Origin of the sequence: Streptomyces sp. NPDC052721, from assembly GCF_040678315.1 — a bacterium.
Classification (GTDB): Bacteria; Actinomycetota; Actinomycetes; order Streptomycetales; family Streptomycetaceae; genus Streptomyces.
The window spans coordinates 50,009-62,665 of sequence record NZ_JBFATL010000002.1 but is presented as its reverse complement, the minus strand read 5'-3'; the positions used below and the strand labels follow the sequence as shown (position 1 = coordinate 62,665).

Sequence of the window (12,657 nt, the reverse complement as noted above, 5' to 3'; positions counted from 1 at the left end):
GAGCGCTGGGTGGCGTCTCTGAGAGGAGTCGGCCAGTGCTCAGAGCAGTGCACCGAGCCGATGACCTTCTCGCAAGGCAGCCAGCCGACCTGCCAGATTCCGCGGCCCCATCTTGCTCAGGGCCCAGAGGCCGCTGGCACGCCGAGCCCAGCACCAAATCGGGTCCTCCGTATCCACAGGGGTGTGGAAGGGGAAGACGGAGATGCCGTAGGCATCGAAGGGGGCAGGGTCGAGGTAGCGCGTACCGCCAGTGCCGCACAGATAGTGGGTGCTCCCGGTGGCTGCCGCGAGATCGGCGAGGCGCTCCGATCGGCTGTGACGGGTGGGGATACGACCGCTGTCCAGCACTTCCCCTGCCCAGCCAAGCGCAGCGAGCATGGCGAGCGTCGATGCTCGCGCGATACGTGCCACACGATCAGTAGTGTCCAATGCGTCCAGGGCCGCGTCGAGGACATCGCGCACGGCGTCCCGGTGGCCACCGCGGCCGTAGTACTGGCGCACGAGCAGCTCGACAGTCCTGCGTGAGCGGTGAGGATCAACGAGCCGCGCCTGGCTGATCAGTGTCGGCCGCCCGTGGGGAAGGTGTATCGGCAGCGTGAGCCACTGCTGCCGACCGGGATCGTCCAAGGCGGCGAGGCGAGCGCGGTGCTGGTAGTCGCGCCGGGCGAACTGTACGTCGTCGAGGGCGATCCAGCAGTCGGCGGCGAAGAGCTTCGCCAAGGTGGACAGCCGTGGGAACAGGTTCGGCTGGTGGATCGCGCACACCCCGCCTGGTGAACTGACGCGGGGTGGCTCAGGGGCTGATGAGGCGGCTGTCGAAGCCGGCGCCCAGGAGGCGCTCGTATGCGTCATACACATCTCCCGGTACGTCCTGCTCGACGGCGAAGCCGAGCTTGGGGTACTCGATCACCCGTTGCAGGTCGCCGACGAGCATGTCCACGACGAGCTTCTCGTCGCCAATGGACTTGATGTAGTCGTCCAGCTCCAGCGGCTCGGAGGCACATACGACATCGGCCTCGGGCCACAGCTTGCGGCAGGTCGCGTACGAGCGGCGCTCCATGTACGGCTTGGAGATCAACAGCAGCGACTCCACCTCCACGCCGGCGTTGGCCAGCAGCTCGCGGGAGAAGGTGATGTTCTGGCCGGTATTGCCGGCCTTGGGCTCGACCAGGATCGCCTCGTCCGGCACACCCAGGCTCAGGGCGTGCTCGCGGTAGTGGACAGCCTCACCACGCGGGAAGCGGGCGCGGGTGGTGGGGCTGTTGCCGCCGCTGAAGACCAGGACCGGGAAGAGACCGGCACGGTACATTTCGGCGGCCGTGGTGGCCACGCCCAGGTCGTGGCTGCCCAGGCCGATCGCCGCCGAGCAGGCCCGCTGCTCGTGGCCCATCTGGTGGTAGTTCCAGATCAGCGTCGCGTCGTTGAACTGCTCGTCGGTGATCTGGCGCTGCTCGTGCTGCGGCACTGGCACTCCCTGGCTCATCCCGGCTGGCCCTTTCGAATGCCCTCGATGCTGCGCAGCTGGTGGCTCAGCCCGTACTGCTGGGCCACCTGAGCCGCCTGATCGAGGACGGACAGCCCATCATTCCGGGTCGCCGCGTCCGACAGAAGGATGTGCCCGTAGGCGGTGTCCAGCCGCACTCGCTGCATCGGGGAGTCGACTGTGCCGGTGGTGCGCGCGATGTCGATGTAGTGCAGTGCCTGCTTCAGGTCGCCGGCGCCTCGGTGGGCGAGGGCCAGCTTCTGGTGGGCGACCGACCAGTCCTCCGGCTCGCCGAGGTCCTCGAAGGCACGGGTGGCGGCTGTCATGACCTGGGTCGCGTACTCGTTGTTGCCCTCCTTGCTCAGCGCGGTACCCACCCAGAGCCGCGCCCTGGCTCGATCGCGAGGGCTTAAACGCTCGTCCGTGGCAAGCAGTTCGTACTGGCGGGCGGAGGCGTCGAGCTGACCCGACATCTCCTGAACGACGGCGAGGGAGAGCTCGATCTGGGCCACTCGGCGCGGGATGTCGAGCTCGGTGAACATGCCGCGAGCTGTGGTGTAGGAATGCCGGGCGGAGAGCGGGCCGAGGATGGCGCCCTGGTCCCGCTGAAGGTCGCCGAGAAGCACAAGGGAACGGCCGTAGAGGTACAGGCCCTTGTCGTCCAGGTGATGCGGGTCGAGGCGTCCCAGCCAGCGGTTCAGCAAGGTGGTGGCGAAGGGGAAGTCCTGGCGGCTGATGGAGACGACCGCGCGCTCGATGTCCTCGGTCCAGGTCTCGAAGTCCGCCGGCCGCGCGCTCTTGCGCTCGGGGAACAGCAGCGTCTCGAACCGGGCCTGGGCGGCGGAGTCCGCACGGGCGAGCGCGGTATCAAGGATGGCTTGGGTGTCCGGGCGGGGCTGGGTTTCGCTGCCGAGGCTCTCCCACTTGGCGACCGTGCGCAGCGCGACACCGAGATGCTCGGCGAAGGCTCGCGTGCTCATGCGCAGCGCTGCGCGCAGGGCGCTCGCTTCCCGGCCGGTCCATTGCTGCACGCTGACCACGGATGACCTCCCTCCGTCACGTATAGAAGCACTCTCGGTGACGATGCGGGGCGAGAAGTGCAACGGAAGTGCAACAGCAGGTCATTTCAAGGCCGTTCGCGGCAGCCGACGCTGGGGACATGGACGACGAACTCATCACGGAACGCCGCCCCGTCGCCTTCCCCCAGGTCTTCGGCTACCTGCGCCATGTCACCGGTGGCCTGGCCCGCCACGCGGCGCTCGTCTCCTGTCTTACCGAGTACTGCCGGCAGCACGAACTGCGCCTGTGCGGAGTGTTCACGGACCGAGAGGCGACGACTGGCGTCCGATCTCCCGCCTTCGTCGGTCTCCTCGATGCCCTCGAACTGCCCGACATCTATGGCGCCGTGGTTCCCGCGCTCAGCCACCTCGGCCCGAGGCGCGTTGTGACCGACCGACAGCGGCAGATAACGGCGCCAGGCACCCGTCTGATCGTGGTCCGCTCCACCAGGCCGGCAACGGACCCCGCGCCTTCCCTCGGCGCGAGCCCTGGCCTCCACCGCCAAGGGGGGACGTGATGTCCCTTCGCGAAGCGCTGCGCAGCGCACCTATGGTCAACGACATCCCCGGCCTGCGTCTGCTCCGAGTCGGCGACGGCTGGGATCTCGTACGAACCTCCGCGGATATCGGATTCCTGGCCTTGGCCCACCTGCGGGCGACCGGTGCGGCGATCGGTCCGGTGCTCTACGACGGACCCAACGAACGCCTCTACTACGCCGTTGGAACGGGCACCGCCGAAAGGTGGGGCGACCTGCCGGTACGGCATCTGTCCACCAACTCTTGGCTCGTCGCGCCCAGCCTGGAACAGATCGACGACTGGCTGGGCGACTGGTGTGAACTGCCCGACGACGACACCCTCACCGACGCCGACGCCCTCCACGCCGCGCTCCGGCACCCGTACGACGGTGCCGCTCTGGAGGAGGTGGGCCGGTGAGTGTCCGAGCAGTCGTGTGCCACAAGGAATGGACGCTCCAGCCCGACCGTGAGCCCGACGCCGAGCCCGCGACCTATGTGATGCAGTGCGCGGTCTGTGGTGACACCTCGCCGTCCAGCGTCGACTTCGCCGAACCTCAGAGCTGGGTGTTCGAGCACGGAGGCCGCAACCCCTCGCATCACACGTACCGGGAGATCATCACGCGGCCATGGCGGGCATGGTGGAAGCCCTGATGGGCCGCGTCGTGAGCCGACTGGCCCGCTACACGGGCCCGCTGCTGATCATGCTGATCTCCGCCTCGTGCGGCTTCGTGATCGGCGTGGCGGTTGCCACCTCTCCGGCCCTTCCCTGAGTTCCCGTCCCTGCCGGACGTAGCCGATCGAGACGTTCCCCCAGTCCGAGAAGCCCTGGCAGGGGCGGGCTGCAAACCCCGCCCCGGGCGGATCAGCCGCCCGAGGCCCATGGACAGGTCGAGCGCCGTCCGGGGCGGGTTCGCAATGCACCTCATCTCTCACACCAGGAGGAACCAATGCCCAACAGCACCGCCACGACCCCGACGGCCGGTCCGGTCCAGTCGGGCCTGGTCAAGGCCCGTCGCAGGATCCAGGCCGCCCGTGAGCGCGGCGTCACCCCGTCCGACGGCGGCAGCACCGGCCGTACCGACGGCAACGACTGATCCGGGAGAAGACGCGTTGTCGCCGCTGAACCTGGCGGCTCACCTGGGCCAGGACGAGTTCCTGGCCCAGGTGCTCCACCGCCACTACCGCCACGTCCCGGCCGCCCTCACCAACCCCGGCAGCCTGATCACCTGGGACGACGTCAACACCATCCTGGCCACCCACCGCCTGGAGCCGCCCCGCTTCCGCCTCTCCGCGGACGGCGAGATGTTGCCCGCCCACCGCTACACCGCCCCGGTCACCACCCGCCGGCACACCGTCTGGCACCGCCTCCACCCCGCCGAACTCCACGCCCGCCTCGCCGAGGGCGCCTCCCTGGTCATCGACGCCGTCGACGAACTCCACCCGCCCGTCGGCCGTGCGGCGATGGAGTTGGAACGCTGGCTGCGCACAGGGGTGCAGACCAACCTGTACGCGTCGTGGACCGCCCGCGAGGGCTTCGGCGTGCACTGGGACGACCACGACGTGCTCGTCATCCAGATCGACGGCGCCAAACGCTGGAAGCTGTACGGCCCCACCCGCACCGCCCCCATGTACAAGGACACCGACGAGCCCGAGCCCCCGCCCGAGCAGGCGATCACGGAGCTGGTCCTGCGCCCGGGTGACCTGCTCTACCTCCCCCGCGGCTGGTGGCACTCTGTGGCCGCCTCCGAAGGCGAGCACTCCCTCCACCTCACCTTCGGCATCCAGACCGCCACCGGCGCCCAGCTGCTGTCCTGGCTCGCCGACGACCTGCGCCGCCACGACGTTCTGCGAGAGGACCTGCCCGTCCACGCACCGGCCACCCAGCAGACGGCCTACCTGGAACGGCTACGCATGGAAGTCACCACCGCCCTGAGAAACCCGGACCTCATCGACCGGTACACGGCCATGCGCGACGGGACGGACCTCACCCGTCTGCGGCCGAGCCTGCCTCACGTCACCGGCATCCCCGCAGTCCCGGACCTCCGCATCCGGCTGACCACCACACGAGCTCACATGGAACCTGCGGCCAGCAAAGAGGGCGTGATCTTCCGGGCCTGCGACAACGAGTGGGAGATGGCTGGGGAAGCCCGGCCCTTCCTCCAGCACCTGCTGTCCGCCGCACCCAGCACCGTGTCCCTCGGCAAGCTGGCCACAGCATCCGGCATCTCGGTCGCGGAGGTCGCGGCGATCGCCTCGGAGCTGATGGACGGCCAAGCGATCGCAGTGGAAGGAGACAGACGATGAGGACAGCGGCCCTGGGGCTGGACACGTACCGCATCCGCTCTTCCGTCCTGACCGAAGCCGTCGTCCGTGCAGCCACCCGTCCAGCCGACGCGTGGATCGACACAGCGCCCAACTACCTCGACGGTCAGGCCCAGTCGCTGCTCGCCTCCGTGCTCGCCCGGCACCCGATCCCGGTTTCGACCAAGGTCGGATTCCTGACCGATCAGGTCATCAAGGACGCCCTTTCCAACAGGGCCCTCACCATCGAGGAGGCCGAACACGGCCACTGCCTGAGCGCCTCGTACGTCCACTGGCAGTGCGCCCGCAACCGCACCGAACTCGGCCGCGACCGCCTCGACCTCGTCTTCGCCCACAACCCCGAGCACACCGTCGGCGACCCGTACGAAGTCCTGCGCGCCGCCTTCACCGCCCTCGAAGCAGAAGCAGCGGCCGGCACCCTGACCGCCTACGGCGTCGCCACCTGGGACGGCTTCGACACCGGCACCCTGACCGTCCCCGCCCTGCACCAACTGGCCTCCGAAGCCGCCGGCACGGAACACCACCACCTGCGCGCCATCCAACTGCCCGTATCCCTGGTCACCGCAACCGCGTTCACCCAGGCTCTGGACGAGGAGGGACCCATCGCCCAGGCATCCGAACTCGGATGGCAGGTGTACGCCTCAGCGCCGCTGTTCGGCGGCGAGCTACCGCGCCTGGCCACCCTCGAACTCACCGCGTTGCTGGCTCCGCACCTCACCACGGCCCAGGCATGCCTGCTGGCGGCGGCATCATGCCCTGGAGTGACACGGATTCTGCTCTCCGCCTCCACCCCGGCACACTGGGCCGAAGCCCAAGCCGCCCTACGAAGCCCGGCCATCCCGACCACCACGCTGCGAAAGGTGCTGGATGTACTCGCCGCCACCTGACCTCACGGATAAGCAGCGCATGCGCAGAGCCTTCGCACGGTCCGCAGAGACACTGGGCATCACGATCGCCGGCCCCGAGTTCTGGGGCTGGCACGGCCGCACCCTCAGCAGCCGTGCCGAGCACCCAGAACGAGGATCCTGCTGGCTGAGGGTGCTAACCGCGCCCCAGGGCAAGGGAACGGGAAAGATCTGGGAGGGCAACCGCCAAGCCGCCGCACTCTTCGACGGACGCATCCACAAGCCCCTGCTGCACGACAGCATGGAGTCAAGCTGTGACGGTTACGCCTACCAGGCTGAGCTACACGAGTACGTCACCGAACCCATCTGCTCCCCCAGCCCCGTCCTGCACACGGACCCGGACCTGCCGACCGCCTGGTGGGATTCCCTCCGCACCGACCTCGACCACGTGAGCACCGTCCCCACGGACCGCGTGGCCGTACGACAAGAGTGGGTGGACCGCACCGTCCCACGCTTCCTCGACATCCCCGGCCCTCCGATCACAGACTGGGCGACCGCCCACGGAGACCTGCACACCGCCAACCTCACCGCCGCCACCCCGTACCTGCTTGACTGGGAAGGCTTCGGTCTCGCACCTGTCGGCTACGACGCCGCCATGCTGCTGGCCTACTCCCTGCTCACCCCCGCCTTCGCCCACCGCGTCCGCGATGCCTTCCCCGTCCTCAAGACAGAGCCAGGACGAGCCGCACAGATCATCGTCATCACCGAACTACTCCAGTCGGCCTCCCGCGGAGACCACCCCGAACTCGTACCGGCGCTCCGCCTTCTGGCGACGGAGCTGTCCTGACTCTCCTTCCACGACTGTGGAAGGAGAGTCCATTGGGGCTGCCGTCCTGGCCTTCGGTGTAGGCCAGGCGGGAGTGGTCGTCATCCAGTGCGGTGTGCAGGTAGACGAATCCGGTGCCGTCCCGCCGGTCCTGGTTGGCCAGCCAGCCGCGCGGCCGAAGACTTTGTGGCCGCCGCCGTCGGGTATGCGGCCGAATTTCTTGACGCCGATGTGGACCAGCTCGTCGGGCCGGTTGCGTTCGTCGCGGCGTCGGGTTCGCCGGTAGCCCTGTCGCAGGCGGCCAGAACGGACCAGGTGGTGGCGCAGAATGCGGTGGGCGTTGGAGGCGGCGATGGCGGTGCGGGCGGCCAGCCGTACGAGTCCACGCGAGGCAGACCGGGCTGGGTGCGTAGCAGTTCCGGCCACAAAAGGTGAGCGCCACCCCCGTGACTACGCCTTGCGCCTCTTCGTCGCGGCGCGAGCCGAATTCGCGTTGGCAGCTGCGTTGAGACGGGCCAGATGTGCCCGTTGCGACACTTCGCCCCCATAAGACGACCAGCCGTACAAAGACGCAAGCAGTTCGGCTCCAACAGCCGCCGCTGCGGTTAAGCCAGCCATCGCCCTGGACATTGACGCAGGTGGCCTGGCAACCAACCGACCTCGGCTTTGCGTAGCCGTGATGGCACATTGTTCCGACCAGACCTCGAAGACCTGAGCGAGACGGGCCAAGAAGGCGGCCGCCGCGGCCAAGCAGGCGTAGAAGGCGACGAGCCCTCCACCAATGCGTGCACCGATGCCCGGAGCCGGCCCATGGTCGGTCCAAGGCCAGCCCATCACTGCATAGACGACGGCCAGACCCGCCGAAGCGGCAATCCATGCAGCCCCGAGCAGGGACGCCACACGATCCTCGTAGTCATCCCTTTCCTCGTCGTCCTGCTCGGGCTGTCGCTTCGTCGGCGCCGACTTGCTGGACGTGTTCTTCCCGTAGGGCGGGACAAAGACCTGCCAGAAGCCACCGTGGACGTCACCGCCCACAAACGTGCCAGAGCCGTGGTTGTGCTGTTCACGGTGCTCAGCGTCCGCCATCTGTCGCCCTGCCGTAGTTGAACGTCATGCCGCCGTGGACGTCACCGCCGATGAACGTTCCTGTGCCGGTGTTGTACTGGTTCCAGACCTTCGAGGCCGGCGGGGTAGGCACCGCGAGTTCGTCCACCTCGCTCATGGCGTCGCGGTGCTCGGCGAGGTATTGAGCGATGAGCTGCGCCCAGGCGGTCGCTGCCAGCGCCTGAGCCTCTGGACCGGGCGCGGTGAGCTGCACGGCAGTGTCATCCACTGCTTGGGCAGCCGCTCTCTGTTGATCCGGAGTGGCCCGGCGGAAGAAGTGCGCGACCTTCAGGCGCATCTTCTCAGCGCCCGACGTGGCTATGGCCGCGACGAGCGTGCCGGCCGCACCGGTGGCCACGGCCATTAATTCAGCGTCGTACATGATCGAGATGTCTCCCCGTTCGTGGTGGCGTGCCGCAGCAACCTACCGGGCACCACCGACACTCCGAGGGGATAATCCGCATACACAGACTCCGAGAGGGCCACGCAGCCGACCCGGCGACACCAGCTCCTGATCGGCGCGTCGCGGGGACTCGAACGCGGCGCCTGACCAGGCAGAAACCGAGCACCTTGGTCTCAGTTCTGGCCTCATTCGCCCCGTCCGGCGCCGTCCAAGACCGCCGCCACCACCCGCTCCGCCCCAGGTCAGCCCCCCGTCCCCTACCGAACCCCCAGGCGAAGACTTGGAAAGCGTGTTGGGGCACCCCCCTCACGAGTTCGAATCTCGTATCCTCCGCCGCAGCCGACCTGGGCAAACGAAGGCCCCAACCGGATTTCGGGCGAGGCCATCGTCGTGCCGTGGTCTCTGTTTGGGTCTCAGTTGCCCTGGCTGGATCTGGGCGCACCACGGTGAACGGTGACGCCTTGGGTTACGTGCACCAACCCCGGTGGTTGGTGCACGGCCGTCAGTCGAGCACCACTTCAAGTCGGTCTGTTCCAGGATCGAGCAGCCCCTACACCTGCAGGATGAGGGCCTCCACCTGGCTCAGCACCGTCGCACTGTCCTGAGCCGTCTTACGGGCGGACGCCAGGCGTTCCATCCACTGGATCCTTTGGTCGGCAGGCAATGGCTCCTCGCCCAACTGGGAGCGCAGGCGGCTCGCTTCATCGAAGTCGACCAGGAGAGCGTTGGCCGCCTCGACGGCACGCTGGTAGATGCCTTCGGCCAGCTCGATCCGGGCTGGCAGCTCCCGTCGGAGTTCGGCCAGCCGGTCTCGCGGGTCGGATGGTGGTACCTGCCCATGGATGGTCGTGGCGCCATCCGACTGGTTGGTGCTCTCAGAGTCGCTCCCCCCGTCGCCGGCGTTGCTACCAGAGGCACCAGTCCGTGAGGCACGGCCCAGTTCCGCCGGGAAGAGGTGATCGAACCACGCCTTGTCGGCGACGAAAGAGGTGGCTTCACCATTGATGTCAGGAGCGAGCACCATCCCGGGCACGATCGGGGTCTGGTCCTCCTCACTCCAGAGGCTCTCGCCGTAGCAGACAAGCCGTCCGCCGCCGGGCGCTTCAGGCGCCTGGGTCGCGTCTGGGTGCTGCAGCACGGACCGGGCGAACGCGAGCAGAAGCTCCCTGCTGACGCCTGGCGCATTCTCGGTGTAAGCGAGCGTCAGGGCCGCAAGGGCATTCGTCGGGGTACGACGGACGCCCTTGCGCCCCGCTCCCGCCTCACTGCCCTGACCGGGGGTGATCAGCGGTTCGGGAGAGTGGATCAGTGCGGGTGCCATCCGCCGCACCAGTGCCGCCCACGCGGTGGCATCTCCAGCCTCGGCGCCGAGAAGCAGTTCCTTTAGCGGCCTGGGATCCTGCCCGGAGCCGTCCTTGACTTCGGGCACGCCGAACAGGCCGAGCGCGGAGAGAATGTTGGCGCGATGCAGAAACATCTGTGCGATAGCAGCGGACCAGAGCCTGGTACGGGCCTCTGCGGTCTTGGCCCGGATCTGGCTCCACGGGGCTTCCTGCAGGGCGGCCTTCACGATGGGCCAGTAAGGTCCGGTGTCCCGAACCTGACGTTTGCCGGTCTCCGGACCGGCGGGGGGTACGTCCGGGAAGACGAGGGTGGTGATGGCCCGGATGGCGATGTCCCGCAGGGTGACCGGTGAGACCTTCTCGTCGGCAGGCAGCAGGGGAGCCAGCGGGTCGAGGGAACCGTTTGCGGTGAGGGCGTCGCGCACGCCGCCCAGGTCCAGCAGATCAGCCCCCTGGGCGGTGGGGAAGGCGTCCGCAAGGATCGGTCCCAGCTTGCCCTCCTTGGCATAGGTGTCCACGAGCGTGGCAAACAAGGCGATCAGGCGCGCATCCTCGTCGTACGGCTGGATACCGCGCAGGTGGTCGTTGACGTTCAACGCCCGCAGCACGTGCTCCAGCGCGGCAGGCTTGCTGCAGCCGATGACAATCTCGGCCGGCACGGTGGCGATCTTCATTGCGCGCAGGGCCTTGTGGTCCGGCTCCGTCGCATCTGCGGCACTGTCCTCGTTGAAGCCATGCGAGACGCGGTTAAGGATCTCCCGCTGGTTGAGCAGCAGCACGGTGGGGTCGTTCGGCCCCTTGGAAAGCGGCACAGCGGACTGGGGCATCCCGGTCACCAGGTGCTCTGAGCGCAGACCGAATACATCGAGTCGGGCCAGGGCGCGGTTATTGGCAGTCACTGCGACCATCCGCCACAGCCGGGACGTACTGCCATCAGCGTTGGTAACTTGCCACTGCTGGAGAACACTCATGCCACGCGTCAGCTGACCGGCGGTGACCAGGGACTCGGCGAGGTCGTAGCCGCGGGTCTTGCCGGAGCGCCGCAGGTTCTCCACGGCGTAGCGGTGAACATGAACTGCCACCTCGTACGGCTGCTCGGCCAGGACGAGGGCGGTCTTGGGCTCGCCGTCTTCCTCTGCCGCGTGAACTACCGGACGCGGCCGGCGCTGGCCAAGTGCGGAAAGCAAGGCGGCTTTCGTGCGCTCAGCCTCCCGCACCCGCTTGCTGGCATGCACGTACTTCTCCTGCGCCGCGGCGAGGGCCGCAGCGGCGTGCGGATCATCACCGGGTGCGCGTCGCCGGGCGTCACACTCCTTCTCGGCGAGCTTCTTGGCCTTCTCCGCGTTCTCCAAGTCGGCTTCAGCGGTCACGAGTTCAACGACGCGCTGGGTGGCTTCCGGGCTGGGCGGAGCCCAGGAACTGACCGTGCGGTCGTTGAGGTCCCAGGGGACCACGGCAGCACCGTGGACGTCGCAGATGAGCAATAGGACCTTGTCGTCACCCGAGTTGACCTCGCGCCAAGCGGAGGGGGTGAGGACCTTCTTGCCACGAGAGGTGACAACGATCTTCTTGATTTCGGTGTCGCCGAGGGCAGTGGCGATGCCCTCGGTGATCGCGGAACGCGGGGGCGGGATCACGCCCGCCTGCTCACAGGTGTTCTCAACGGCGTCCGCGAGTCGCTCTCCCCATGTATCGGTGCCGATGTAGGGGTAGATGCCGTCAGGCCGCTTGGTTGCCATGGAGTAGTCCTTCTCCCAGCCGCAGCTGGGTGACAGCACGCATCCGTCCGCCGGGCGCGTGACACGCACCCGAGGCGAAGCCTCGCGGCAGCGGGACGCAAGCCGACAACCCCGGTTGTTCGGCGTGTTCCGCTTCGTACGGTCCAGCTGTCGACGCCCGCAGAAGGATCAACCCGAACGGCACCATGGGCCTGGGGATCTCTCGACTGGTTTCCTGCTCCGCCGACGGCGGCATGAGGCGGACGCCAGCGATAGACCACCGACGTGCGTGGTGGACTCTGCCACCGGAGTGTCCAGCTGCGCCCATTCACCTCGACAGCATTCACCCAATCGGGTGAGTTACCTAGTAATTTTCTGGCTATGCATGGCTGTTGAGATAAGCGCGGTAAGGATGCCGGAGCTGTTGCGCGGTGCGAACGCCCACGGACTTGGGCAGACGGTCTTCGGTGCACCCTCGGTCAAGAGGTCAGCAATCGGCCGCAGCAGCCACGGCAGCTACAGCCAGGCGGCTCCTCAACGGGCGAAGCGGTAGGACTTGATACCGGTCAGGGTGATCGCGCCGTTGAAGGTCAGGCTGTCGACGATGGCAGTGCAGAATTGGGGTCGGTGAAGGTTATCGTCCAGCCGCTGAAGGGCTCCCCGCCAAGACGGTGTGTGCACTCGCGACGGGGCTTCTGGTCCAGGCAGCGGAGCGAACCAATCCCAGCACTTCGGCCATCGCGCTCACGGAATGTTCCGCCGATCCAGGACGCCGTGCCCATAGCGTGCCCTTAAGAGCGGAAAACCACGGTCAACAGCGGTGCGAACAGACCCGCCCGACCACCCCGGGGAGATGACGTCTGTCCAGGTCAGAGGCATAGCCCCCGCCCAAGCGCCGTCGCTTCTCAAGCTGAGAGCGCGAGTTCGATTCTCGTCACCCGCTCCAGAGTGAAGGCCCAGGTCAGAGACCTGGGCCTTGTTTGTGCGATTGATCAGCAAGCTCACCGGCGAGCCTGTGGGTGAAGGTGGTCAGGCCCGA

Annotated in this window: 14 protein-coding genes and 1 pseudogene; 8 read left to right on the top strand and 7 right to left on the bottom strand. The window is 67.6% G+C overall.

From position 1 onward, the window contains the following. Positions 1–39: 39 nt before the first annotated feature. The 3 genes from AB0L21_RS02325 to AB0L21_RS02315 are packed head-to-tail and all read right to left on the bottom strand — an operon-like array spanning position 40 to position 2,523. Positions 40–852: a WbqC family protein gene (locus tag AB0L21_RS02325; protein WP_365781746.1), complete on the bottom strand. Its 813-nt coding sequence runs from the start codon at positions 850–852 to the stop codon at positions 40–42. Further along, complete coding sequence (locus AB0L21_RS02320) at positions 794–1,483, bottom strand: YdcF family protein (RefSeq protein ID WP_365781744.1); 690 nt, start codon at positions 1,481–1,483, stop codon at positions 794–796. The genes AB0L21_RS02325 and AB0L21_RS02320 overlap by 59 nt, the downstream gene beginning before the upstream one ends. After that, positions 1,480–2,523, bottom strand: coding sequence for a hypothetical protein (locus AB0L21_RS02315; RefSeq protein WP_365781742.1), 1,044 nt, complete (start codon positions 2,521–2,523; stop codon positions 1,480–1,482). The genes AB0L21_RS02320 and AB0L21_RS02315 overlap by 4 nt, the downstream gene beginning before the upstream one ends. 119 nt (positions 2,524–2,642) lie before the next feature. On the opposite strand from AB0L21_RS02315, the gene AB0L21_RS02310 reads away from it, so the two are divergent. The 8 genes from AB0L21_RS02310 to AB0L21_RS02275 all read left to right on the top strand — a co-directional run bounded on the left by AB0L21_RS02310 (position 2,643) and on the right by AB0L21_RS02275 (position 7,071). Continuing rightward, positions 2,643–3,059, top strand: a complete 417-nt coding sequence (locus AB0L21_RS02310) for a recombinase family protein (protein ID WP_365781740.1) — start codon at positions 2,643–2,645, stop codon at positions 3,057–3,059. Continuing rightward, a complete protein-coding gene (locus AB0L21_RS02305) occupies positions 3,059–3,475 on the top strand; it encodes a hypothetical protein (protein WP_365781739.1) in 417 nt (138 codons plus the stop codon). The genes AB0L21_RS02310 and AB0L21_RS02305 overlap by 1 nt, the downstream gene beginning before the upstream one ends. Continuing rightward, positions 3,472–3,708 (top strand): hypothetical protein, encoded by a 237-nt coding sequence (locus AB0L21_RS02300; protein ID WP_365781738.1) that lies wholly within the window; start codon positions 3,472–3,474, stop codon positions 3,706–3,708. The genes AB0L21_RS02305 and AB0L21_RS02300 overlap by 4 nt, the downstream gene beginning before the upstream one ends. Further along, complete coding sequence (locus AB0L21_RS02295) at positions 3,693–3,827, top strand: hypothetical protein (RefSeq protein WP_365781736.1); 135 nt, start codon at positions 3,693–3,695, stop codon at positions 3,825–3,827. The genes AB0L21_RS02300 and AB0L21_RS02295 overlap by 16 nt, the downstream gene beginning before the upstream one ends. A 177-nt stretch (positions 3,828–4,004) precedes the next feature. Beyond that, the gene (locus tag AB0L21_RS02290) at positions 4,005–4,151 is read left to right on the top strand and encodes a hypothetical protein (RefSeq protein ID WP_365781734.1); all 147 of its coding nucleotides are present in this window, start codon (positions 4,005–4,007) and stop codon (positions 4,149–4,151) included. Between the two features lie 16 nt (positions 4,152–4,167). Continuing rightward, positions 4,168–5,361: a cupin domain-containing protein gene (locus tag AB0L21_RS02285; RefSeq protein ID WP_365781732.1), complete on the top strand. Its 1,194-nt coding sequence runs from the start codon at positions 4,168–4,170 to the stop codon at positions 5,359–5,361. Continuing rightward, a complete protein-coding gene (locus AB0L21_RS02280) occupies positions 5,358–6,266 on the top strand; it encodes an aldo/keto reductase (protein WP_365781730.1) in 909 nt (302 codons plus the stop codon). The genes AB0L21_RS02285 and AB0L21_RS02280 overlap by 4 nt, the downstream gene beginning before the upstream one ends. Positions 6,267–6,285: 19 nt before the next feature. Next, positions 6,286–7,071 (top strand): phosphotransferase, encoded by a 786-nt coding sequence (locus AB0L21_RS02275; RefSeq protein WP_365781728.1) that lies wholly within the window; start codon positions 6,286–6,288, stop codon positions 7,069–7,071. A 52-nt stretch (positions 7,072–7,123) separates the two neighbouring features. Here the strand turns inward: AB0L21_RS02275 and AB0L21_RS02270 are convergent. The 4 genes and pseudogenes from AB0L21_RS02270 to AB0L21_RS02255 form a co-directional block, all read right to left on the bottom strand. Continuing rightward, positions 7,124–7,299 (bottom strand): annotated as a pseudogene (locus tag AB0L21_RS02270) (IS481 family transposase); the annotation flags it as partial. Positions 7,300–7,500: 201 nt separating this feature from the next. Beyond that, the gene (locus tag AB0L21_RS02265; RefSeq protein ID WP_365781725.1) at positions 7,501–8,136 is read right to left on the bottom strand and encodes a hypothetical protein; all 636 of its coding nucleotides are present in this window, start codon (positions 8,134–8,136) and stop codon (positions 7,501–7,503) included. Beyond that, positions 8,123–8,536 carry a hypothetical protein gene (locus AB0L21_RS02260; RefSeq protein ID WP_365781723.1) on the bottom strand — a complete coding sequence of 138 codons (414 nt, stop codon included), beginning with the start codon at positions 8,534–8,536 and terminating at the stop codon, positions 8,123–8,125. Before AB0L21_RS02260 ends, AB0L21_RS02265 begins: the two co-directional genes overlap by 14 nt. 571 nt (positions 8,537–9,107) lie before the next feature. Beyond that, entirely contained in the window at positions 9,108–11,639 is a 2,532-nt protein-coding gene (locus AB0L21_RS02255) for a hypothetical protein (protein ID WP_365781721.1), read from the bottom strand. Positions 11,640–12,657 lie beyond the last annotated feature (1,018 nt).